The sequence below is a fragment of the Streptomyces sp. RPA4-2 genome (genome assembly GCF_012273515.2).
Classification (GTDB): domain Bacteria; phylum Actinomycetota; class Actinomycetes; order Streptomycetales; family Streptomycetaceae; genus Streptomyces; species Streptomyces kaempferi.
In genome coordinates, this window is the sequence record NZ_CP050975.2 from 8,521,382 (window position 1) to 8,542,975 (window position 21,594).

Below are 21,594 nucleotides of genomic sequence, written 5' to 3' on the forward strand. Positions count from 1 at the left end.
ATGCGGACCCCCCAACCCCGGCCACAGCCCGGACCAAGTTTCGGGCCGGCTCCGCCTCCGGCCAGTCCGTACCTGTGAGCAGCCTGGCCTCCACCCTCGCGTCCGCGCCCGTACCTCGGCACACCGAAGTGTGGCCACGGGATCAGGCACACGCGCGTCCGCGCTCGACGCACTTTTCGCCGACAGGGTCATCGCGCACGCGGACTCCGGGCGGCGGAGTCGCTGTCGGGGTGGAGGGGGAAGACCTGGTCGAGGCCGACGATGCGCAGTACGCGCAGAGTGTTCGCGGGGACGGCGGCGAGCGCGATCTCGGCATGAGCGGCGTGGGCCCGGTTGCGGGCGGCGATCAGCGCAGTGAGGCCGCTTGAGTCGCAGAAGTCCATGCCGGCCAGGTCGAGGACGAGGCGCTGACCTGGTTGGAGGGTGATCGTGGTGAGTAGTTCACGCAGCACGGAGGCGTTGCCGTAGTCGAGTTCGCCGATGACCTCCAGTACGGGACCGGTCGCGACGTCTCGGGTGGTGATGTTAAGCGGGCTCATGGTGTGTTCTTCGTCGTCGGGACGGCGGTTGGGACGCCCAGGGCGAGCAGAGCGGTGTCGTCGTCGAGGCCGTCGCCGAAGTCGTCCAGCAAGGCGGTCAGGGCCTGGACGACGGCGTGTGGGGACTCGCCGGAGTGGCGGGCGGCGAAGGCGCGCAGGGCCTCGTCTCCGTACAGGGTGGTGCGGTCTTCGCCGGTGCGGGCTTCGGTGAGGCCGTCGGTGTAGAGCAGGAGGGTGTCGCCGGGGGCGAGGATGGTGGTGGCGGTGGCGAAGGGCGGGTCGGGCAAGATGCCGACGAGGAGGCCGCCCGGGGTGGGCAGGAAGTCGGCTGTGCCGTTGGCACGCAGGACGAGGGCAGGGGGTGGCCGCCTGCGGCAAGGCGGATGCCGACCTGCCCGGTCGCGGAGTCGCGTTCCAGGGTGCCGAAGATGGCGGTGCAGAAGCGCGGGTCGCCGCCGGTGTAGTGCTCGTTGAGCACCCTGTTGAGGGTGGACAGGGCGGAGACAGGATCGGAATCGTGCAGGGCGGCCGCGCGCAGGGTGTAGCGGGTCAGTGAGGTGACCGCGGCTGCCTGGGGCCCCTTGCCGCACACGTCGCCGAGGAAGAAGGCGAAGCGTTGGCCGTCGATGGGGAAGACGTCGTAGAAGTCACCGCCGAGCCGGTCGGGGGAGGCGGTGTGGTAATGGGCGGCCGTCTCGACTCCCGGCACCGGCGGCAGGGTGGTGGGCAGCAGCGACTGCTGGAGCACGGCGAGGGCGTCCTGGAGCCGCGCTCGGTCGGCCTCCGCCTGTTTGCGAGTTTCTTCGGCCGCTTTCCGCGCGCGCAGGAGTTCTTCCTCGTAGGCGCGGCGGTCCCGGGCGTCGAAGAGGGTGGTCCGGATCAGCAGGGGATCTCCGGTACTGCCGTGCTTGACCGCGGAGGAGACCAGCACCGGCATCCGGTCACCGCCGGCCTGTTTGATCTCCAGGGCTATGCCGCCGATCTCTCCTCGCATCCGCAGCAACGGCGCGAAGTGCGTCTCGTGGTAAAGCTTGCCGCCCACGGTCAGCAGGTCGGTGAATCGCATTCGGCCCACCACCGACTCCCGCTGCAGGCCGAGCCAGCCCAGCAGCGTTGTGTTGATCTTTGCGATGGTGCCGTCCATCAGCGTGGACAGGTATCCGCACGGTGCGTTCTCGTAGAGGTCCTCGGCGCTGTCCTCCAGCAGCGCGGCAAACGCCGCATCCGAAGTTCTCCCGTTGTCGGCATCGTGCGGGTCGTGCTGCTGCCCGGTGCGGCACATCAACGCAGGCCCGCCAGGAAACCGGTGATCGCCTCGTTGGAGGCCTCGGGCGCGGACAGGTGCGGGCAGTGCCCGGTCGCGTCGAGAGTGACCAGCGTCGAGCCGGGGATCGCCTTGTGGACGAAGGCGCCGACCTCCCGGGGGGCGATGACGTCCTGCGTGCATTCCAGCACCAGCGTCGGCACCTTCACACTCTTCAGATCGTCCCTCGTGTCCGACAGGAACGTGGTCCGGGCGAAGACTCGTGCCATGTCCGGGTCGGTGGCGCAGAAGCTGTTCGTCAGCTCCTCGCCGAGCTCGGGCCGCTCAGCATTCCCCATGATCACCGGTGCCATTGTTGCTGACCAGCCAAGATAGTTTGCCTCCAAAGACGCCAGCAGCTCGTCGATGTCCTGCGCGCTGAACCCGCCTCGGTAGCCTTCGTCGTCGATATACCGTGGAGACGGAGCGACCATCACCAGCGCTCCTATACGCTCGGGAGCCAAGTCGGCGGCCAGCACCCCGATCATCGCGCTGACCGAGTGCCCCACGAATACCGCATCGCGCAGGTCGAGCGACTCACACACCTCGACCACATCCTGGGCGTATCCGTCCAGAGAGGCGTAACGGTCCTCCGAGAACGCGGCGAGATCCGAGCGCCCCGAACCAACGTAGTCGAACAGCACAACCCGGTAATCATCGACTAGTAGGACTCCGTTAGGTTGTTCTGGCTCTTGGGCTTGGGGTGGTGGGGGATGTTCTGGGCAGGGGGCGGTGGCAGGTGGTGCAGGTGCCGGTCCAGCAGTTCAGCAGGTCTTGGATGGTGTCGAGGATCTGGTAGAGGGTGAGTCCGCTGTATCGGCTTTTGGGGCCAGGCGCTGTTCGGTGAGGAAGGCGTGGGCGGCGGTGACCAGGGTGACGTGGTGATGCCAGCCGGTCCAGGAGCGTCCCTCGAAGTGGTCAAGGCCGAGGCCGTGCTTGAGTTCCCGGTAGTCGTGTTCGATGCGCCAGCGGATCTTGGCCAGGCGGACCAGTTCGGCGATCTGGGTGTCGGCGGGCAGGTTGGACAGCCAGTAGCCGGTGGGTGCTTCGGCGCCTTCGGGCCACTCGACCAGCAGCGTGACCTCGGGCAGGACACCGTCCCAGAAGCCCTCCTGCGTGGCGGCGGCCTGGGCCAGGCGGCGGGCTCGGATCCCGGCCGGCCGCACCCGCACTGCCAGGAAGTGTGAGCGCATCGGCCCGCGGGAGCCTTCACGCCAGGTCACCTCGGTGAACGCCAGCCGTCCACGGCCGGCGGCCAAAACGGATACGGAAGACGGCTTGTGCCGGTAGCGGGGCTGGGGCTTGCGACCGTTGCCGGACCACACCGGGGTAGTGGGCTGAGCGTCCTGCGGGAGGACCGTCACGTCCGAACGGACCGCCACGACATAGCCGATGCCCCGGCCGTCCAGGCCGTCGCGGAAGTCGGCGTTCTGCCCGTAGCCGGCATCGGCCACCACCACCGGCGGCACCAGACCCCACCCGGCCAGCTCATCGAGGGTGTCCAGGGCCAGACGCCACTTCTCCCGGTGCCGGATCCCGTCAGGGACCCCCGTCTTGCGTCGGCGGACCGGATCGTCCGCCCACTCCTGGGGCACGAACAGGCGCCACTGCAGCGGACAGGACGCGGTGTCGGAGACCGCGTGCACGCTCACCGCGACCTGACAGTTCGCCTGCTTGCCCAGCGCCCCGCAGTACTGGCGGGCGACCGCCACCGACATTTCGCCGTCCTTGGGGAACGACACATCGTCGACCGCCCAGGCATCCGGGCCGATCAGCGGCACCATCCGCTCAACGATCCGCCGCCGCACCGGCACCGGATCCCACGTCGACTGGTTCACGAACTGCTGCAGATTCTGCTCATTGCCGTCCGGCAGCCGCTCCGCCATCGGCTGAATCGACTTACGCCGCCCGTCCAGCATCAGCCCCCGCAGATAGCAGTCACCCTTCGCCCGCTGATCCTTACGCGGCACCGACGCGAACACATCAGCCACGAATAACGCCAACTGCGCCCGAGCACGGTTCACTTCATATGCATCCACACACCCAACATGCCCCCAAACAGGACCGCGACACAGACCTAACGGAGCCCTACTAGGGCGGGTACCGTCAGCCGCCACATGTTCTGATCGCAGCCGAACCCGTGAGCCAGCACCACCACCGGCCCCTGCGGGTTGCCGACGACGGTGATGTTGTTCCTGCGAGCGATGTCCATACCCGCATCCTCCCAGCCTTGGCTCACTGTTCTGCCCCGGTACCCGGAGTGCTCCACGCCCCGCCCGGCGTCTTACGTTCGGCCAGGCCGCTATACGACACGGTGCAGCTGCGGCCGGGCAGTCGCCTGGGGACGGAAAGTTCTCGCCATGCCGGCAGCCGATCCCAGTCTGCACACTATGACTATGCGGGGCAGTCGGAACGACGTTCCATCACCGGAGGGGCGCAGACGTCCGCACCGCGGACAGGGTGTAGGCGGGGCGCAGAGCGCGTCAGGCCGGTTGGCGGCGTGTCCTGCGGCGCCGAGCTCACAGGGCGCGCAGTCCGGTGCTTCTCGCTGTGCCGGTCCGACATACGCGTGATTGCTGCCAGACGTAGGCTGCGCAGCGCGCACTCAGGCTGAGCGGCCCCCGCCACTGCCGAGGGTGTCAAGTACCTCCTGAACAGCATCGGGGCCCTGGAGGGAGCGCGGGATCTCCAGGGCCCCGACGGGCTGGAAGCCATGTGGATCACGATATAGGTCGGGCGCTGCCGCGACTGCCGCCCGCCGTCCGAGTGCGGCGACGCCACAAGGGGCGCACTCGGACGCTGTCAGAGGGCCTTGAGGAGCCGCTCCGCCAGGACGGCGGCCGAAGCGGGGTTCTGCCCGGTGAACAGGTTGCGGTCCACCACCGTGTACGGCTTCCACATCTCGCCGCGGGTGAACTCGCCCCCCAGGTCGTTGAGTTCGTCCTCCAACAGCCACCTGGCCCTGGAGGCGAGACCGACGGCGTTCTCCTCGTCGTTGGTGAACGCCGAGACCCGGTAACCGGCGAAGGGGGAGACGCCGCGGATCCTGGTGGCCAGCATGGCGGCCGGGGCGTGGCAGGCCACGGCGAGGGGTTTGCCGGAGGCGAGCGCCGCGGTCAGCAGCCCATGACGTCAGCGGTGCTGACCACGGTGGCCACCGGCGCTTGAACGGTGACAGTGGCAGTGTGGATCGCCCGCTCCGCGACCGCGCGGGTGGTGACGTTGCCGGTGCCGGCCGTCCGTCCCGGGAGGACGCCGGGAACGCTGGTTCTTTCAAGGGTGCTGTGAAGCGCACGGTGCGGGAGTTCAAGGACGACAATCTCACGGACTGGGCGGCTGCCCTGACCTACTACGGAGTCCTGGCGATCTTCCCGGCCCTGCTGGCCCTGGTGTCCATTCTGGAGCTGCTGGGCCCTTCCACCATCGACTCGCTGATCAAGAACCTCTCCAGCATGTCGCCCGGGTCGGTTCGCGATCTCCTGACGACCGTGCTGGAGCAGCTCAAAGGCGGCCAGGGCAAGGCGCTGCTCGCGTTGATCATCGGTGTCGTGCTGGCGCTGTGGTCGGCCTCCGGCTACGTCGCCGCCTTCATGCGGGCGTCCAACATCGTCTATGACATCGGCGAGGGCCGGCCGGTCTGGAAGAGGCTACCGGTCCGTCTCGGCATCACCGCGGCCGTGGTGATCCTTCTGGCCCTCACCCGCGGTCGGCGTCGTTTTCACCGGAACGCTGGCCAAGAAGATGGGGTCCGTCCTGGGTCTGGGTGACACCGCGGTGACCGCGTGGGACATCGCCAAGTGGCCCGTCATGCTCCTCCTGGTCGTCGTGATCATCACGCTGCTCTACTGGGCCGCCCCCAACGTCAAGGGGCACATCCGGCAAGTGATGCCCGGCGGCCTCCTGGCGGTGGTCATCTGGCTCATCGCCTCCGCACTTCGGCTTCTACGTCGCCAACTTCAGCAGCTACAACAAGACCTACGGCACCTTCGCCACCCCCATCGTCGCTCTCATCTGTCTGTGGATCACCAATATTGCGATCCTGCTCGGGTTGGAGTTCAACGCCGAACTCGAACGCGGACGTGCCATCAACAGCGGCCAATCCATGTCAGGCGATTTTAGAGCGGACTCGGCAGACCCGAGGCTTCGCTGGATGGACCCTCCGGTCCACGAGCAGTGGGGCCCACCGGAGACGCTCTGGTGGGCCCCACTGCTGGGGTGGTGCTGAGCTCAGATACGTCGGTGGGTCTGGTAGTAGCTTCCGACCTGCTCGTGGTATCCGGCGTCGCCGACGTGCTTGTCCTTGTCGAACTCGGGAGAGTCCTTGATCTGGTCCTTGGTGAGGTCGACGTAGATCTTGCGCTCGGCCTGGTCGACCGTCTTCACAGTGCCGGCCGGCAGTAGGACGTGCTTGCCGAAGATCCAAACGCCGGTGTCGACGACGAGGTAGGACGAGTGGACGTCGTCCGAGTGCTTGTCGACCTTGCCGATGCTGCCATCGGTGGCCTCGACCTTGTATCCGATCAGGTCGGTGCCCGCGGTGTGGCCGGTGGTCGGCTGGTAGCCCCAGATGTTGTCACTCATAAAAACTGCTCCCTCATCGAGATTCTGCTACCCGCAGCCGAACTGCGGAGTCTTTTAAGGCGTCATCGAATCCGGTGACGTTTCCTCGGAAAGCCGGGTGCCCTGGTTCCCGGAGCTCACACATTCGCTGCAAAAATATGGGCCGGCCGAAGATGCCGCGTTGGAGGCCATGGTTCCTGACGTCACGGTCACCTCCGGCCATTACCTCCAGGTGCCCCGGAGCGGCAGAATCAACACTTTCATCACTGCGGTAACCCGGGGGCGGAACAGGGGTGGGCCCCGACGCCACGGCGTCGGGGCCCACCCCTGTAATCGCGTGCTCAGGCCCTCTTACCAGCGGTACCAGCGGCCGCGCTTGCCGCCGTTTCCTGCCGGACGGATCACGAATCCTAGAACCCACACGATCAGCACGATGACGGCGATCCACCACAGAGCCTTGAGTGCGAAACCGGCACCGAAGAGGAGTAGGGCGAGCAGAAGAACGAGAAGAACGGGAACCATAGTTATCAACCTCCGCAGCCTCGTGTGCCCTGCGGAACGATCTCCACTCCTGCGGATCTTATTTTTCTTTTAAATGGGTCAGGCTCCGGGAGTCTCGGCGGCAACCTTCTGGTTTGAAAATGGAGTCCGGGGTTACTCGAGGCAGACAAATCGTTTTCGAGCGAGACAGGGGTGAGTGGTTGTGGCTGGCAAGGGAGATCAGGCCAAGGGCAAGGTGAAGAAGGTCGTCGGCGGTGCAGTCGGCAACGAGTCCCTGAAGGCCAAAGGGAAGGCCGAGGAGCGCAAGGGCGACCTGCGGGCGGCCAAGGAGAAGGCCAAGGACGCGATCAAGCCCAAATAGGGCGAACCACCTCTGATCCCGGCAGCCCGTTGGCTGCCGGGATCAGTGCTGTCCGGCACCCGCAACGCGCTCGCCCACCCGCAGCTGAACCGACGCGCCTCACCGCCGTGCCGCCCGCTCACTCCTCAGAAGACGGGGGCCCCGGGCCCTCCACGATCAGGCTTACAGCGGGCACCGTACAGGCGCGTGGGGCCGGCCTTCGTGCTCCCCGCCGTCGCGGTCGGCTGAGGGCGGGGAACGCCGACAGGACGGGCGGTGGCACGCGTTCGACTTCACGGACTGAGGTATGCCCGTGTGTCACGTGGGACTGGCCGGCGCAGTGGCCGCCCGGTCACAGGTAGCAGCGGATCACCGCGGCACCCTCGAAGCTGCGCGTTGCGAGGCAATCTATGCCGTGGTTGCCGACCGTCACTGCCTGGCGGCACGGCACGGCTGGTGTAAAGGTGGAAGTCCGAGCGGATCTCAGGGCGGGCCCATGCTGTCCTGGTCAAGGCCCTCAGCCGCCGCTGTTCCGCACGCGGGGTGTTCGGCGCGGACACTCTCACCGGTGACTTGAACGACACTCCTGCGGCCAAGGGGATGTGGGGCCACTTGCCGGGTACAGGGGCCTGCGCAGCCGGGTCCGAGCCGTGCGCCGCCAGCTGCTGGACAGCCACATTGTGTGTTGTGAGTAAGAGCCTACGGATAGCCAGACGCCTGCTGGCGCCCTCGACCATGTATGCAGGAGGTCCGTGTGATCGTCACGCCCCCCGAGTTGTCTGACCACCTCCGCACCCCGGAGCGGCGCACGGCGGACCTGTTCGCCGACTTCGTCGAGCGCGAGGCCCCAGACGTGCCGCTGCCAGGCAGGTCGACGGCGCGCCGTTTTGCCGCTCTCACCGCTCTGGGACGGCGGGACCTGTGCCTGGCACGGCTCGCCGAGGGACACCTGGACGCTGCGGCGATCCTGTACGAACTGGACCACCCCCTGCCCGCCAAGGGGGAGCGGTGGGGAGTCTGGGCCGCACGCCCACCAGGCCCCGGCGTGCACGCGACACGCACCGACAGGGGATGGAGGATCAGCGGCGTCAAGCCCTACTGCTCCGGTGCACGCATCTGCACCCACGCCCTGGTGAGCGCAGACGCCGACGACGGCTACCGCCTGTTCGCCGTCGCGCTCGACCACCCAGGCGCGGAGCCGGTGGAAGGAACATGGTCGGCGATCGGTATGGCCGGCAGCGACAGTCTGGACATGTCCTTCACGGATGTGTCCGCGCAAGCCGTCGGTGGGGTGGAGGACTATCTGACGCGACCCGGTTTCCAGCACGGGGGAATCGGCGTGGCGGCCTGCTGGCTCGGCGGCGCCCACGCCGTCGCCGCGCCCCTGTACGAGCGGGCTGCGACGGGGCGGTTGAACGAGCACGCGGCCGCTCACCTCGGAACGGTCGACATGCTCTTGCACACCGCCGACACCGTGCTGCGCCAGGCGGGCGAGGACATCGACATCGACCCCCTCGATGAACGCGAGGATGCACGGGTGCGCAGCCTGCGCGTGCGGGCCCTGGCGGAAAGGGTGTGCACCGAGGTCCTGGACCACGTCGGGCGTGCCACGGGTGCCGGGCCGCTGTGCCACGACGAACGGCACGCCCGCGCGGTGGCAGATTTGACGGTCTACGTGCGCCAGCACCACGGTGAGGCGAACCTGGCCGAGCTCGGTCGTCTGGCGGCCCCGGTTTCCGCAGAGACGGCACGATGAGCACGGCAGAGACCACCAGGGCTGCGAGACAGGCCGCCGCCGCAGCCATTGACGCGCAGGGCACCGACGAGTCCGAGTGGCGGCAGGCGCGACTGCCGGACCACCTGCCACACCTGGTCCTTCCAATGGGTCCCGTCGTCGTGGTGGCTGCCCACCCCGACGACGAGGTCCTGGGATTCGGCGGCACCATCGCCGCCCTTCTTCAAGCCGGTGTGGAGGTCCACACGGTGTGCTTGAGCGACGGGGAAGCCTCCCACGGCCCTGCGACGCCACCCGCCCGGGCACGGCTGGCTGCCCGGCGCCGCGGTGAGCTGGCCGCAGCGCTGGGCGAGCTCGGCGATCTGCCCATCCCTGTACATGCCGGTCTGCCCGACACGGCCATCAACGAGCATGAGAACCACGCGCGAGCCGTGATCGGCGAAGCCCTGGACGCCGTCGGGGCCGTCGTGTGCGTGGCGCCGTGGGAGGGCGACCTGCACAGCGACCACGAGGCCGCCGGCCGAGCCGCCAAGCGCGCCGGCCGCGACAGCTCCACGCCGGTGTGGTCCTACCCGGTGTGGATGTGGCACTGGGCCCGCCCGCACGACCCCCGGGTGCCGTGGCACCGAGCCGCTGTTCTCCCCCTGCCGGAAGCGGCGATCGACCGCAAGAAAGCAGCCCTGGCACGGTTCAGCAGCCAACTGGAGCCACGTGGCTCTGGCATCGCGCCGGTGCTGCCAGCGCAGGAGATCGCGCACCACACCCGTACCTTCGAGACGGTGATCCGTTGAACACCCCCGCCAGCTACTTCGACAACCAGTACGCCCACACCACCGACCCCTGGCACCTCGGAGAGCGGTGGTACGACCGCCGCAAGTACAACCTGACCGTCGCGGCTCTACCCCGCCCCCGCTACCCGCGGGCTTTCGAGCCCGGCTGCTCGGTAGGCGTGCTGACCGAACTCCTAGCTGCCCGATGCGACCACCTGCTCTCCACGGACCGCATAGCGTCGGCCGTCGAAGCCACGGATCAGCGCACCATCGGCTTCGACCATGTCACGGTGCGACGTATGACGGTGCCCGAGCAGTGGCCGCAGGACTCCTTCGACCTGATAGTGCTGTCGGAACTCCTCTACTACTTCGACACCACCACCCGTACACGGCTGCTCGACAAGAGCGTCGAGAGCTTGGGGGAGGGCGGCCATCTGGTCACGGTGCACTGGAACCACCCGGTGGCCGAACACACCTGCACGGGCCGGGACATCGCCGACCACCTCGACACCCTGACGAGCCTGAGCCGACTGGCCCGTTACGACGACCCCGACTTCACCCTCACCGTCCACGAGCACAGTCAGGGCATGCGCCCGGCACTCTCGCCGGCCTGCGCGGAAGGTCTCGCGTGACGCCCTCGGCCTTGGCTGTCATCGTCCCCGCGCACAATGAAGAACACCGGATCGCTGCCTGTCTGCGCAGCCTGCGCGCGGCCGCCGCGCACGTGGCACCGATGCCAGCCGTGGTCGTGGTGACAGCGGACGCATGCACGGATGACACAGCGACTCTGGCCGCACGTGGGGGAGCCTACGTCGTGAAAACCCGCAGCCACAATGTCGGAGTCGCACGGGCGGCCGCCGTCGACCACGCACTGGAACTTCTGGCAGATGCCGGCCCCGACGTGTGGCTGGCCATGACGGATGCCGACACCATCGTGCCCGCGGCCTGGCTCGCCCACCAGGCCGACTGGGCTCGGCGGGGTTACGACGCAGTCCTGGGCACCATCCGCCTCGCCCCCACCACAGGCAGCGCCCTCCTTGTGGCCCGGCACGACGCCGACTACTTCCGCACTCGCCGGCTCAGCGACGGGGTGTGGGAGCACCCGCACGTTCACGGTGCGAACCTGGGCGTGTCCGCTGAGGCCTACCAGCGGGTGGGCGGCTTCGCCCCCCTGCCCACCGGTGAAGACCGCGACCTCGCAGTCCGGCTGTCCGCGGCCGGCCACCGCATCGCACGCACCGACCAGCACCCCGTACACACCGCAGCCCGCCTGCGGGGACGGGCCCCCGGCGGCCTCGCAGACCTCCTCGCCTCCCTGCACCCTGCATCCCGCGGCTCCGATCGTCACCCCGCACCCCTACCGCTGGACTCCGTGAGGCCGGCCTGACGCCGGTATCGGGAGGCGCGCAGTCCGGCGAGCTGGAGAGCTGTCTTGGCTCGGATGGGGCTGCGGTGGGTTGCGTCCTCCCATCACGGGTACCGGGAAAGGACAAACTGCATGAGAACAGGAGATATACCTATGGCTTCCGAAGCCACCCCCCGCTACACAGTCCCGGGTATAACGGTCCAAGACGCCGGCTCGCTCATCGAGCTCCTGCAGCAGCGCCTGCACGCCCTCAACGATCTCCACCTCACGCTCAAGCATGTCCACTGGAACGTGGTGGGCCCGCACTTCATCTCCGTGCACGAAATGCTCGACCCGCAGGTCGACCGTGTTCGCGACATGGCCGACGACGTCGCCGAGCGTCTAGCTGCCCTGGGAGGCGTCGCCCACGGCACTCCGGGCGCGCTGGTCGAAGGGCGCACCTGGGACGACTACAGCGTGGGCCGCGCCGACGCCATCGCCCACCTCGGCGCGCTCGATCTCGTGTACACCGGAGTGATCCAGGACCTGCGGACCGCGATCAAGACGGTGGAGGACGTCGACCCAGTCACTGAGGACCTGCTGATCGAACAATTGCGTGACCTGGAGCAGTTCCAGTGGTTCGTTCGGGCGCACTTGGAGACGGCAGGTGGCACCCTCACAACGGCCGACGCCACCACCGAGACGGAAGCCGCCAAACAGGCCATTGGCCAGTGACATCGACAACAGGGGCGGCGTGAACCTGTAACGACCGGATCGGTTTGTCACAGCCGTCACACGAGCGCCACGCCAGGCGCGATCGCGCCGCGCGAGCGCAGTCATACAGAGCTGACCAGGGGGAGCAGGTACGTGCCGGGGACCAGGAGCATAAGGACGCAGTGACGATTCGGCGCCCGCCCCCTGTCACGCGGCCTTCGAGACGGGAGAAAGGTGCATCATCATGTCTGACAAGCCGCTCAACGGTCACCGAGTGCTGATACTCGTCACCAACTACGGGGTTGAGCAGGACGAGTTGCTGGTGCCGGTCCGTCGACTACGGGAAGACGGCGCGGACGTCACCATCGCAGCCGTGACCCCAGGCCCCGTTCAGACGCTGGTGGGCGATCGGGACCCCGGCGAGACGGTGGAGCCCACCACCACGCTCGAGACGCTGCATCCTGGCGCATACCAGCTGCTGCTGATCCCTGGCGGCACGATCAACGCCGACCAACTCCGCCTGCAACCAAGGGCCCTTGAGGTGATCAGGGCGTTTGCGGCGTCGGGACGTCCGATCGCTGCGATCTGCCATGGACCCTGGGCCCTGGTAGAAGCCGACATCTTGAACGACAAGACCCTGACCTCCTACCCCTCAGTGCGCACCGATGTCCGCAACGCAGGAGCCAAGAACTGGGTCGACGAAGCCGTCGTGAGCGACAGCGCAAACGGCTACACCTTGGTCACGTCCCGGACGCCGAAGGATCTCGACGACTTCCTTGGCGCCGTCAACAAAGCGCTGATCGACTCCTGAGTTGAGCGTCGCTGGGCAGCTCGGCCTTGCACTCGTGGGCGAGCGCCGGATAGACGTACTCGCTGACCCAGCGCTCGCCGTCGAGACCGTTCGCGACGAGGAGCGCTTCTCGACGCATGCCAAGGCGCGACGGGCATGCCGCGTAGGGCTCGGATGCTGCCGTGAGAACACCCGCGCACCCCGGCGGCCTGAGGTGGGCGGCGGTGAGTCCCGGGACGTGCAACCGCTGCGGCCGGCGCCGGGCAGCGTGCCACGCGGCGACCGCAGTTGCCGCCTATGAGGACTTCCGTATGGGACGTTCCGGCAGAGCTCATTGCCCCGGCGCCGAGGGTGCCTCCGGTTGAGCTGGCTGGGGTGTGCGGTCAGCGCGGTGGGCATTCCCTTCCAGGTGTAGCTGGCGCAAGGTGCTTTCTGTCTCGTGCCTGAGATGTTCGGGAGAGGCCAGACGCTGCCACAGCGGGTCGGGGCGGCAGGGGACGGTGGCGCCGCGGGCGGCCCACTCCTTGGCGAGCTGTGTGTACACGGGTGTGCCCTGGTCCGGGGCTTCTGCTGGGGTCTGGCCACGGGCGTGAGCGGGGTGCCTTCGGCGGGTTTGTCCAGGGAGACGGGCGTCGGCTCTGCGTTTACCGCTGCCTGCCTGTGTGTCCTGGCTGGTGGTCATCCATTGATCATCCGTCACGTTCGTCAAAACGATCCGTCCGTCCTCTTGGACACCCTTCCTGGTCCGCTGCGACGACCTCGGCCACCGTCCTCCCTCAGCGAGGTGCGACACCGTTGGGCTGTCCGGCCGCAAACCGGTTGGTCCGTCTGGTCGTTGGGTGGGCTGGGATGAACTCCCACCCCGGCATGTTTCCCCGAGCGCCTGCGGGGCGAGGCCCCGCGGACCTGGCACCTGACCCCGCTCCGCCCGCGCGGTCACGCCGAGCGGGATTGCGTGGAGCGGGAAGCTGCCGGGGCGGCGCAGAGAGCCGCAGGCCGGCACGTTCTGCCACTGCGCTCCGCCTCTCTCAAGGTGTTTGTCGGCGGTGGTTCGCTTCCTGGAGGGCTCCCTTGTGGGTCTCCGCGGCTTCGGGGGGCCGGCCTGCGCGGGCGCCGAGGTCGGCCGCCAGCAGCCTGTTGAGGGCGCTGGGGTTGCTACTTTCGGTGGACTCGAGCAGGTGCAAAAGGGCTGTGAGCTCGCCCTGGCGGAGGTAGAGGTGGGTCAGGGGGTCGGAGGCGCGGGAGACCAGTGCCCGGCGCACGCGGTTCTCGTAGGCGCGTCTGTGCAGGTCGGCGAAGCGGATCTGGGGTTCCTCGAACAGGTAGGGCTGGGCGGGAAGGTAGGGGGCCAGTCTGTCCAGCAGCGTGGGGATGTCGTGGCCCTCCTGACGGTAGGAGGGCTGTTCGCTGGTGCCTGCCCCGGCCGGGTCGAGACGGAAAGCGTCGACGAAGGCCGTGACGATCCGGGGCTCGGGAAGCAGGCCGGACCCGGGCCACCGGACACCGGACAGGTACCGGTCCTCCTTGTCGGCGGTGTACAGACACCAGCCGGACGTGGCCGCCCAGTGCAGCCCGCAGTCGCCCCCGCCATGCTGATCCTGGAATGCCTGCGTGAACGAGATGGCGGCCTCGACATCAAGGTACTTGCCGTCCGCGTCGCGCCAGGGACCGCAACTCTGAATCCCGGTCACCGGCAGGTCCGCTTCCAGGAGGCGCTCGGCGACAGCGGCGGCATAGTGGCCCGCCCGCCTAGAAAGCTCAGCTGACATCTGGGGACTGACTTGGCTGGCCACGGAACTCTCTCTCCGCTGTCGGGATGGGACGGTGACGTCGCCGTAGATCCTGCAGGGCCGGATTGGCGTCCGGCGCAGTGGGCGGCGCGCGGCAGCCCGTCCCGGCTCGCGTCCGCGGGGTGCGGCGGCTGGTGAGGGGAGCGACCTGAACTCGGCGCGGCCGGCACTGCTCCCTGTGCTGCGCCTCTGCGGCGCCGGGGAGCGGCCGTGTCGTTCGAGCTCGATTACCTTCTCACGAGCCATGCGGAAATCTATGGTGGCCGGAGTAGACATTGGGTTGTGGCTTGGTTATGGTTTCTCTCGTAGCCAGGAAGACAGCAGGACCCGGCAGACATGAACTGCCAGGTAGTAGTGCGCAGGACGGTGCGGTGGTGGAGTTTCGGAGCCAGAGTTGTTGCAGGACGGCGACGGGGCTGACGACCGGACTGGGTGGCCCGCAGTGATCAGGGGCCGCCGTGAGCAGGACCGCAGGTAATGCGGTGGCAGTACCGGCAAGTACGCGGTACCCAGCAGTGGAGTCAGTGAGCGGTACCTCGGTGAAGGCGTCGGCTGCGGGCGCGCGCATCGGGAGGTTCGGCAGTGGGGTTCTAAGCCAGAGCAGATGCAGGACGGGCGACGGGGCTGGCTGCCGGAGTGGCGCTGTAGGAGGCCATCAGCAGTGCAAGCAGTTCGCAGTAACAGCAGTACGCAGTTCCCGTTTGGTAGTGATTGATCCAGAGGGAAGAACGGAGGGGCCGAGCGCCATCAGGATCGCCCGGGCGTGATTGTTGAGTCCGGGTACCGCAGGACATCGATAGTGAGGTGGTCTCCGGTCGAGCAACCGCGATCCCCGCATTCCCCGTCCTCTCCCGGGCGGGCGTGCGGACACAGAAGGCCGGCGCATTATCAGGGCCGGCAGATGGTGTAGAAGTTCCTTCGGGGCCCTGGTGCCAGTACGGCACCAGGGCCCCTCGACGCGTTCCGTAGAGAGGTGCAATGACAGCAGACGATTCGTTCGGCCGGCTCGATGACGACGACTACCCCGCCTACACGATGGGCCGGGCCGCCGAGATTCTCGGCACCACCCAGGGCTTCCTGCGCGCCATCGGCGAAGCCCGCCTGATCACCCCGCTGCGCTCCGCGGGCGGCCACCGCCGCTACTCCCGCTACCAGCTGCGCATCGCCGCCCGCGCCCGGGAACTCGTCGACCAGGGAACCCCCATCGAGGCTGCCTGCCGCATTGTCATCCTCGAAGACCAGCTCGAAGAGGCACAGCGCATCAATGCCGAGTACCGTCGCGCCGCCGGATCAGCGAACCCGACGGACGCAACCTGACGCGCTTTGGACCAGCAACTCCGTCTTTCGGTGTGGTCCTCAGCTCGGCCTCGACTGCAGCCCGTTTCAACGTCTGATCGGCTGCGCTCTTGTGATGGCTGGCGTCATCGGAAAGGTGAGCGGGGCATGATGCCCCGGTGCCTTCACGCGGCCGCCAGCTGCATGACAGCGCATTGGCCGGGCAGAAACAGCAGCCCGATGGCAGGTCCCCGGCGTCGGCAGAGTCTCTTCCCGTTCCTACCGCGCCCTCAGTCATCGCAGTTGTCCCTGTGCGGACGGTCATGTGAATGGGATGACCGTAGGTGCGGGGCTGGTCCCGCCCGGAACTGTCAGGCGGCCTGGGTGAGTTCGGCGCGGCCGAACAGCAGCGCGTATCCGGACGGGAGCTGGCCGAGGATGCGGTCCATGAGGCCAGGCCCCGCCAGGTGGGCGACGACGGCGAGGACGGCTCCGGTGTCCCAGCGTGCGACCGCGGGGGTGACACCTGCGTGTGTGGCGAGGTCCTTGACGAAGCTCCAGCCGGTGAGCGGTTGGAGGTCGGGGATCTGGCTGGTGAAGACGAGGGCGGCCTCAGCGGGGAGGCAGGCGGCGAGGTCGACGCGTTCGTCGCCGGTGAGCTGACGGCCCAGGGCCTCCAGCACGCCACGTGTGACTTCCTCGGCCCGCTCCCGGGTGGGATATGCGCCTTCGTAACGGATTGTTTCAAGCATCTGCCGAAACGTCATGCTCGGTCGGGCAGTGGCCGGTTCACGCAGCGGAAGCATGGGGGAGTGGTTGCCTTTCTCGTGCGACGGCGTTTTCTACGGTGGGCAGGGCCGGCGGGATGGGTGCCGGTCGGCCCTGCCGATGTGATGAGCGGGTGACGCATTCCTGGGTTCAGGCGCGCTCGGGACGGCCGAAGAGGAGGTCGTAGCCCGGGGGGAGCTGGAGCAGGACGCGGCCGGTGAGTTCCTCGCCCGCCGCGTCGGCGGCCACGCTCAGTACGGCGCTGACATCCCAGGCCGCGGTCTGTTCGGTGGCTCCCTCGATCCACGCCGCAGTCGCTCGCAGGAACCGCTCCGGCGGGAGCGGTTCGGCTGTCTGCAGCGGGTTGAGAAGAACCAGGGCGAAGGTCTCCGGGAGCCGGGCGGCCAGCTCGGCCCGGACCTCGCCCACCAGATGCGCGCCCAGCAACGCCAGAACGGTACGCGCGGCCCGTTCGGCTTCCTGGGGTGTGGTGTACTCGCCGCGTTCTTGAACGTGGTCGAGGAATGCTTCCCATCGCATGGCTACCACTGCCTCTTCACGTCGTTGTGTGACGGACGCGGGGGCGGAGGACGGGACCAGAGAGGCAGATCGACGTCCGTCCTCCGCCGTGGGCGCGGCTGGGGAACCGGCTCCTCAGCCGCCGAGTTGCTTACGGTCGGACTCCCGGCCGATTGCGATCTTGCGGGGCTTGGCGCGTTCGGCGATGGGGATCCGCAGCGTCAGTACCCCTGCTTCGTAGTCGGCCGTGATGCGCTCGGTGTCCAGGGTGTCGGCCAGGACCAGCTGGCGGGAGAAGACGCCCAGGGGCCGCTCGGAGAGCTCCAGCTGTACGTCGTCGGCCTTCGCGACCGGGCGCCGCTCGGCCTTGACGGTGAGCATGTTCCGCTCGACATCGATATCGATCGCGTCCTTCGCGACGCCGGGCAGATCGAGGGCGATCACGTACTCCTCGCCTTCGCGGTAGGCGTCCATCGGCATGGTCGAGGGCCTCGTCCAGGTGCCGGCCCCGCCCGTCAGCTGCTGAGCGAGACGGTCGAGTTCGCGGAAGGGGTCAGTGCGCATCAACATCGCGAAAACACCTCCAAAGGTCTGGCAGGAACTGCCAATGCGCTTGGTCTGACACCGTTGTAACATGTCATCCAAACGATGACAACTGAAGGCGTCATCGAAAGGGTGACGTCAGAGAGGATCTTCATGACCGCTTCCCCCCAGCAGCAGGACCCTGCTGCTGCCTCGTTCGTTGCCGCCGCGACAGCCCTGAACACGATCAGAGAGGCCGTCCGCACCGCCCAGAACCCGCAGTTTCCAGCGCACCCCCAGGACGGACAGGCCAGTGCGGACCAGGCCTTGGCCGCGCTCCTTCTTTTGCGTGAGCTACGCGACGAACTAGCAGGATGGGAACCTGGACTGATCGAGGCAGCCCGGGCCGCAGGCTCCAGCTGGGCGGACCTCGCCCACCCGCTGGGCGTCGCCAGCCGCCAGGCCGCCGAGCGCCGCTACCTGCGTGTACGCCCCGGCACACCGGGCACCACCGGCGAACAGCGCGTACAGGCCACCCGCAACCGTCGGGCCGCCGACCGCACGATTACCACCTGGGCCCGGGCCAACGCCGCCGAACTACGCCAGCTCGCCGGCCAGGTTTCCGCGCTCACGGACCTCCCAGCTCGTGCCCGCATGCCGCTGGCCCGGCTCGCAAACGCCCTAGCCGACAACGACGCCGCCCACCTCATCGATCCACTCGCAGACACCCACACACACCTCGAGGCCACCCACCCCGACCTCGCAGCCCGTATCGCCACCATCACCCACCACGCCGACCAACTGCGCCAGGCCGGTGACGACCACGACTGAACGTCGTCCTGGTATGACGGTGGTACGGATGCCCTGCTCGGGCACCCGTGGAGCTGGAGAAGCGCGTTCGGCAGGCACACACATCAGGAGCCGGCGCTCTGACCGAACCCCAAGGGCTGGCATATCGTCATACGAAAGAGCGCGGCACGCTCGTTGGCCATGCCGACGACCAAGGGACTCGTCCGGCCGGATCGGACTCTGGCGCCGTCCGACCACGCGTGCATGACCCGGATCAGGAACCAGGTGCCGCGGAGGGAAAACGCATGACCGAGCGCGTCGGCCCCCGTTTCGACCCTGTCCGCGCCGCGGCCAGCCAGGCCGGCAGCATCTCCGAACTCCTCGACGTCATGGGGGACAAGACCGCAACGACGGCTCGCCTCCGTGTGTCTCTGTCTCCCAACTGCGCGTGATGTACATCGCCGACCGCGAGAGCGGGATCTGCATGCGGGCGCTCACCCGGCTCCTGGGCGCGCGTCGCCGCCATCGGTCTGCCGCTTGATCGACCGCCTCCAGGCCCTCGTTCTTGGTCGAACGATGGCCGTGCCCCGGCAGCCGCCGCGAAGTCATGCTGTGCGTGGCTCCCGCCGGACGTATGCACCTGGCCCAGGTTTGTGAACGGCGCGACCAACTTCTCCTCCAGGCCCTCGACAGCATGCCCAGCCACCAGCGCACCGCACTGACCGAAGGTCTTGCCGCACTGCAGCAAGCACTGTTCGACCAGCCTGTGCTCCGCCTTGTCCCCGAGGACTCCCCACCCGCGCCGACGCCACGAGACTCAGCCCGGACCCAGCATTCGGGTACACGGATCACCCAGATTTGTCCGCCGAGAAATCCACACGGGAAGGTAGAGGAAGGCGCCCTCACCGACACGCCGTGACGCGAACCGGTGGTGTTTCCCTCCCTGGGGGGAGGGAAACACCACCGGTTCGCTGCGGGCCGCTGCGGTCAGCTGGTGGTGAGCATGCCTTCGCGGAGCTTGGCGAGGGTGCGATTGAGCAGGCGCGAGACGTGCATCTGGGAGACGCCGAGGCGTTCGCCGATCTGGGCCTGGGTGAGTTCCTCGACGAACCGCATGTGGATGATGCGCCGCTCGCGGTCATCGAGTTCGGCGATCATCGGGGCGAGGGCGTTGAAGTCCTCGACGAGTTCGAGAGCGCGGTCATCGATGCCGATGAAGTCGGCCAGCGCCGCTTCGCCGTCCTCGCTGGAGCTGATGGTGGCGTCGAGGGAGGAGGAGTTGTAGCCGTTGGAAGCCAGACGCGCTTCGTTGACTTCCTCCTCGCTCAGGCACATCAGCTGCGAGAGTTCCCTGACGGTGGGCATGCGCCCCAGCCGGCTGCGGAGTTCCTCGGTGGCTTTGGCGAGCTGGATACGGGCTTCCTGTAGACGGCGGGGGACATGGACCGCCCAGGAGGTGTCGCGGAAGAAGCGCTTGATCTCACCGACGATGTAGGGGACCGCGAAGGAGGTGAACTCGACCTCGCGGGACAGCTCGAACCGGTCGATCGCCTTGATCAGCCCGATCGTGCCGACCTGGACGATGTCCTCCATCTCGTCCTGGCCCCGGCTGCGGAAGCGCCCGGCCGCGTACTGAACGAGGGACATGTTCATCTCGATGAGGGTGTTGCGCGCGTACTGGTACTCGGGTGTGCCCTCTTCGAGCACGGCGAGCTGGTCGAAGAACAGCCTGGACAACTGCCGGGCGTCCTTGGGGGCGACCTTCGACGGGTCCGCAATCTCGGGAAGCACCACGGTCCGTGCCTCTGCCGTCTTCGTCACTGTCATGTCAGGCCCCTCCTGTGCGACTCAGCTTGCGCGTCACCGGCCGCTTGTGCGGCGGCAACAGACGGCGTACCCGAGTTCGACGAATGCATGCCAGGTGATTTGACAGCGGACCCGGCGCACCCAGCTTTCGCCCAGGGGGCTGGTCCGGGCTACGAGAAGTGGGGCCCGTCGGAACGTCTCGGACCTCCTGCGGCAGGCCCTCCGCGTAGACGGCACCAGTGCGTCGCGGACGGTCCCCGACCTAGTGGGCTCGCCTTCATGGACTCCAGCGCCATCGGTGCCTGGCCGCCGCGTGACGCGAGGCAGCGTCCGCCGGCGGCAGGACCCCGCTGGCGGTCTTGACGGCAGCGGTTCAGCGGGTTGTTCAATGTTGGTCTCGACACGGTCCTTCCCTGCTACCCCACGCTTCGTCGTGCCCCAACTTCCTGAGGCCAGACAAGGTGCCTCGCTCCCAGCCAGCGGTCGGACTCTCCCCGCATGTCGTCAGGAATGCGGCGCCCGTCGGGCAGACGGCGAACGAACACCGAAGTAGGTTGCCATGTCCGGGGAAGCGGAGCCTTTGAGCGCACGGCACTGCCGGAGGGCGCAGTTTGCCCGACACGATCCACGGTGGAGTGCCCGCACCGGACCGAAAACTCGACTACTGCTCTGGACACGGCATCAGCGCGGGTCCACCTCATGCTGTTGGCTGCTCTTGGTCGCCGTTGAGTGAGATCCTGCGGACAGCCGTGCACGTCATAGCGCCCTGGCGGCCCTGGTGTGTTCCGTTTTCTGGAACGTTGCACCGCGAGTGAGTCAATATCTGTGTTCTTGAGGTGAGAGTTTGACGGACCACGCCGTGAGAGTTTGACGGACGATGCGGCGAGAGTTTTTGTCGCAACGAGTGGAGTGGAATTACTTAACCGACGCGGGCCGTTGCGGCGTGCTACTGTCCATCTCAGTTGCAGTTGTGGTTCCCGAAACTTCAAGTGCTCCCACCCGGCTCTTGCCGGGAGAGCGCTTTTGTATTTCCGGTCATTTTCCGGTGGGGTAATCATCGCGGCGACACGGTGCTCGCACATTGCGGACGTCGGTGTACTGCCCCAAAGGAGACATGACATGGCTGCTGGTACCGTGAAGTGGTTCAACGCCGAAAAGGGTTTCGGCTTCATCGAGCAGGACGGTGGCGGCGCTGACGTGTTCGCCCACTTCTCGAACATCGCCGCCCAGGGCTTCCGTGAGCTGCTCGAAGGCCAGAAGGTGAACTTCGACATCGCGCAGGGCCAGAAGGGCCTGACGGCCGAGAACATCGTTCCGGCCTGACAAACTTGTAGCTGGGGCCCGCATCCTTCGGGGTGCGGGCCCCAGCTGCACGCATTTTCCGCAGTGGTTTCACCTGCGGGACCGCTCGGAGGGATCCGCAATCTGGTGCGGCTCCTCCTGCACGATGCAGGCGCATCCTGGAGAGCTACACCGCAGTTGACGCCCGGGTTTCACGTCCGCACTGCGTCACTCATTTCAGCATTTA

General features: G+C 67.5%; 20 protein-coding genes and 5 pseudogenes. 12 read left to right on the forward strand and 13 right to left on the reverse strand.

The genetic code is table 11. The annotated features are described in order from the left end of the window. Window positions 1-188: 188 nt before the first annotated feature. From HEP85_RS37250 to HEP85_RS37275, 6 genes and pseudogenes are all read right to left on the reverse strand, one after another. Entirely contained in the window at window positions 189-539 is a 351-nt protein-coding gene (locus tag HEP85_RS37250; RefSeq protein ID WP_168531842.1) for an STAS domain-containing protein, read from the reverse strand. Then, a pseudogene (locus HEP85_RS37255) lies at window positions 536-1,821 on the reverse strand (PP2C family protein-serine/threonine phosphatase). The gene HEP85_RS37250 and the pseudogene HEP85_RS37255 overlap by 4 nt, the downstream one beginning before the upstream one ends. Continuing rightward, window positions 1,821-2,495 (reverse strand): annotated as a pseudogene (locus HEP85_RS37260) (alpha/beta fold hydrolase); the annotation flags it as partial. The pseudogenes HEP85_RS37260 and HEP85_RS37255, both read right to left, overlap by 1 nt. 111 nt (window positions 2,496-2,606) lie before the next feature. Next, on the reverse strand, window positions 2,607-3,881 hold the full coding sequence (locus HEP85_RS37265; protein WP_168531845.1) for an IS701 family transposase: 1,275 nt from the start codon (window positions 3,879-3,881) through the stop codon (window positions 2,607-2,609). A gap of 53 nt (window positions 3,882-3,934) precedes the next feature. Beyond that, window positions 3,935-4,054: pseudogene (locus HEP85_RS37270) on the reverse strand (alpha/beta fold hydrolase); the annotation flags it as partial. Window positions 4,055-4,644: 590 nt separating this feature from the next. Then, a pseudogene (locus tag HEP85_RS37275) lies at window positions 4,645-4,965 on the reverse strand (type 1 glutamine amidotransferase domain-containing protein); the annotation flags it as partial. A 161-nt stretch (window positions 4,966-5,126) separates the two neighbouring features. Between HEP85_RS37275 and HEP85_RS37280 the strand changes: the two are divergent. Continuing rightward, window positions 5,127-6,067 (forward strand): annotated as a pseudogene (locus tag HEP85_RS37280) (YihY/virulence factor BrkB family protein). Between the two features lie 2 nt (window positions 6,068-6,069). On the opposite strand, the gene HEP85_RS37285 reads toward HEP85_RS37280, so the two are convergent. Beyond that, a complete protein-coding gene (locus HEP85_RS37285; protein WP_329293014.1) occupies window positions 6,070-6,423 on the reverse strand; it encodes a PRC-barrel domain-containing protein in 354 nt (117 codons plus the stop codon). A gap of 330 nt (window positions 6,424-6,753) precedes the next feature. Continuing rightward, window positions 6,754-6,924 carry a hydrophobic protein gene (locus HEP85_RS37290; protein ID WP_168531846.1) on the reverse strand — a complete coding sequence of 57 codons (171 nt, stop codon included), beginning with the start codon at window positions 6,922-6,924 and terminating at the stop codon, window positions 6,754-6,756. A gap of 181 nt (window positions 6,925-7,105) precedes the next feature. Here HEP85_RS37290 and HEP85_RS37295 point away from each other — a divergent pair, with 181 nt between their 5' ends. The 7 genes from HEP85_RS37295 (at window position 7,106) to HEP85_RS37325 (ending at window position 12,618) form a co-directional block, all read left to right on the forward strand. Continuing rightward, the gene (locus HEP85_RS37295) at window positions 7,106-7,264 is read left to right on the forward strand and encodes a CsbD family protein (protein ID WP_248002250.1); all 159 of its coding nucleotides are present in this window, start codon (window positions 7,106-7,108) and stop codon (window positions 7,262-7,264) included. A gap of 733 nt (window positions 7,265-7,997) precedes the next feature. After that, the gene (locus tag HEP85_RS37300; RefSeq protein WP_248002251.1) at window positions 7,998-8,999 is read left to right on the forward strand and encodes an acyl-CoA dehydrogenase family protein; all 1,002 of its coding nucleotides are present in this window, start codon (window positions 7,998-8,000) and stop codon (window positions 8,997-8,999) included. Further along, window positions 8,996-9,769, forward strand: coding sequence for a PIG-L deacetylase family protein (locus HEP85_RS37305; RefSeq protein WP_168531849.1), 774 nt, complete (start codon window positions 8,996-8,998; stop codon window positions 9,767-9,769). The genes HEP85_RS37300 and HEP85_RS37305 overlap by 4 nt, the downstream gene beginning before the upstream one ends. Continuing rightward, on the forward strand, window positions 9,766-10,380 hold the full coding sequence (locus tag HEP85_RS37310; RefSeq protein WP_168531850.1) for an SAM-dependent methyltransferase: 615 nt from the start codon (window positions 9,766-9,768) through the stop codon (window positions 10,378-10,380). Before HEP85_RS37305 ends, HEP85_RS37310 begins: the two co-directional genes overlap by 4 nt. Then, on the forward strand, window positions 10,377-11,135 hold the full coding sequence (locus tag HEP85_RS37315; protein WP_168531851.1) for a glycosyltransferase family 2 protein: 759 nt from the start codon (window positions 10,377-10,379) through the stop codon (window positions 11,133-11,135). Before HEP85_RS37310 ends, HEP85_RS37315 begins: the two co-directional genes overlap by 4 nt. Before the next feature lie 132 nt (window positions 11,136-11,267). Then, entirely contained in the window at window positions 11,268-11,828 is a 561-nt protein-coding gene (gene dps, locus HEP85_RS37320) for a DNA starvation/stationary phase protection protein Dps (RefSeq protein ID WP_168531852.1), read from the forward strand. Window positions 11,829-12,051: 223 nt separating this feature from the next. Further along, on the forward strand, window positions 12,052-12,618 hold the full coding sequence (locus tag HEP85_RS37325; RefSeq protein ID WP_168531853.1) for a type 1 glutamine amidotransferase domain-containing protein: 567 nt from the start codon (window positions 12,052-12,054) through the stop codon (window positions 12,616-12,618). A 1,007-nt stretch (window positions 12,619-13,625) separates the two neighbouring features. Here HEP85_RS37325 and HEP85_RS37330 read toward each other — a convergent pair. After that, window positions 13,626-14,366 (reverse strand): DUF6292 family protein, encoded by a 741-nt coding sequence (locus HEP85_RS37330; RefSeq protein ID WP_168531854.1) that lies wholly within the window; start codon window positions 14,364-14,366, stop codon window positions 13,626-13,628. 999 nt (window positions 14,367-15,365) lie between these two features. On the opposite strand from HEP85_RS37330, the gene HEP85_RS37335 reads away from it, so the two are divergent. After that, window positions 15,366-15,704, forward strand: a complete 339-nt coding sequence (locus HEP85_RS37335; RefSeq protein ID WP_168531855.1) for a MerR family transcriptional regulator — start codon at window positions 15,366-15,368, stop codon at window positions 15,702-15,704. 329 nt (window positions 15,705-16,033) lie between these two features. Here HEP85_RS37335 and HEP85_RS37340 read toward each other — a convergent pair whose 3' ends face one another. From HEP85_RS37340 to HEP85_RS37350, 3 genes are all read right to left on the reverse strand, one after another. Further along, on the reverse strand, window positions 16,034-16,468 hold the full coding sequence (locus tag HEP85_RS37340) for a DUF2267 domain-containing protein (protein WP_168531856.1): 435 nt from the start codon (window positions 16,466-16,468) through the stop codon (window positions 16,034-16,036). Between the two features lie 112 nt (window positions 16,469-16,580). Continuing rightward, on the reverse strand, window positions 16,581-16,970 hold the full coding sequence (locus tag HEP85_RS37345; RefSeq protein WP_168531857.1) for a DUF2267 domain-containing protein: 390 nt from the start codon (window positions 16,968-16,970) through the stop codon (window positions 16,581-16,583). Window positions 16,971-17,084: 114 nt separating this feature from the next. Then, window positions 17,085-17,519, reverse strand: a complete 435-nt coding sequence (locus HEP85_RS37350; RefSeq protein ID WP_168531858.1) for an Hsp20/alpha crystallin family protein — start codon at window positions 17,517-17,519, stop codon at window positions 17,085-17,087. Window positions 17,520-17,645: 126 nt separating this feature from the next. On the opposite strand from HEP85_RS37350, the gene HEP85_RS37355 reads away from it, so the two are divergent. Together HEP85_RS37355 and HEP85_RS37360 are read left to right on the forward strand one after the other, a co-directional pair. Continuing rightward, window positions 17,646-18,302 (forward strand): type III effector protein, encoded by a 657-nt coding sequence (locus HEP85_RS37355; RefSeq protein ID WP_168531859.1) that lies wholly within the window; start codon window positions 17,646-17,648, stop codon window positions 18,300-18,302. 263 nt (window positions 18,303-18,565) lie between these two features. Continuing rightward, entirely contained in the window at window positions 18,566-18,712 is a 147-nt protein-coding gene (locus HEP85_RS37360; RefSeq protein WP_168531860.1) for a hypothetical protein, read from the forward strand. Window positions 18,713-19,247: 535 nt separating this feature from the next. On the opposite strand, the gene HEP85_RS37365 is transcribed toward HEP85_RS37360, so the two are convergent. Further along, window positions 19,248-20,087: an RNA polymerase sigma factor SigF gene (locus HEP85_RS37365; RefSeq protein WP_168531861.1), complete on the reverse strand. Its 840-nt coding sequence runs from the start codon at window positions 20,085-20,087 to the stop codon at window positions 19,248-19,250. Between the two features lie 1,098 nt (window positions 20,088-21,185). Between HEP85_RS37365 and HEP85_RS37370 the strand changes: the two genes are divergently transcribed. After that, entirely contained in the window at window positions 21,186-21,389 is a 204-nt protein-coding gene (locus HEP85_RS37370; protein ID WP_067385816.1) for a cold-shock protein, read from the forward strand. The last annotated feature ends 205 nt before the right edge of the window (window positions 21,390-21,594 follow it).

Excerpts from the sequence above, each read along its gene's own strand:
- HEP85_RS37250 (WP_168531842.1), bottom strand. The coding sequence starts at position 539 with ATGAGCCCGCTTAACATCACCACCCGAGACGTCGCGACCGGTCCCGTA.
- HEP85_RS37285 (WP_329293014.1), bottom strand. The coding sequence starts at position 6,423 with ATGAGTGACAACATCTGGGGCTACCAGCCGACCACCGGCCACACCGCG.
- HEP85_RS37290 (WP_168531846.1), bottom strand. The coding sequence starts at position 6,924 with ATGGTTCCCGTTCTTCTCGTTCTTCTGCTCGCCCTACTCCTCTTCGGT.
- HEP85_RS37305 (WP_168531849.1), top strand. The coding sequence starts at position 8,996 with ATGAGCACGGCAGAGACCACCAGGGCTGCGAGACAGGCCGCCGCCGCA.
- dps (WP_168531852.1), top strand. The coding sequence starts at position 11,268 with ATGGCTTCCGAAGCCACCCCCCGCTACACAGTCCCGGGTATAACGGTC.
- HEP85_RS37325 (WP_168531853.1), top strand. The coding sequence starts at position 12,052 with ATGTCTGACAAGCCGCTCAACGGTCACCGAGTGCTGATACTCGTCACC.
- HEP85_RS37330 (WP_168531854.1), bottom strand. The coding sequence starts at position 14,366 with ATGTCAGCTGAGCTTTCTAGGCGGGCGGGCCACTATGCCGCCGCTGTC.
- HEP85_RS37335 (WP_168531855.1), top strand. The coding sequence starts at position 15,366 with ATGACAGCAGACGATTCGTTCGGCCGGCTCGATGACGACGACTACCCC.
- HEP85_RS37340 (WP_168531856.1), bottom strand. The coding sequence starts at position 16,468 with ATGCTTCCGCTGCGTGAACCGGCCACTGCCCGACCGAGCATGACGTTT.
- HEP85_RS37345 (WP_168531857.1), bottom strand. The coding sequence starts at position 16,970 with ATGCGATGGGAAGCATTCCTCGACCACGTTCAAGAACGCGGCGAGTAC.
- HEP85_RS37350 (WP_168531858.1), bottom strand. The coding sequence starts at position 17,519 with ATGTTGATGCGCACTGACCCCTTCCGCGAACTCGACCGTCTCGCTCAG.
- HEP85_RS37355 (WP_168531859.1), top strand. The coding sequence starts at position 17,646 with ATGACCGCTTCCCCCCAGCAGCAGGACCCTGCTGCTGCCTCGTTCGTT.
- HEP85_RS37360 (WP_168531860.1), top strand. The coding sequence starts at position 18,566 with ATGACCGAGCGCGTCGGCCCCCGTTTCGACCCTGTCCGCGCCGCGGCC.
- HEP85_RS37365 (WP_168531861.1), bottom strand. The coding sequence starts at position 20,087 with ATGACAGTGACGAAGACGGCAGAGGCACGGACCGTGGTGCTTCCCGAG.
- HEP85_RS37370 (WP_067385816.1), top strand. The coding sequence starts at position 21,186 with ATGGCTGCTGGTACCGTGAAGTGGTTCAACGCCGAAAAGGGTTTCGGC.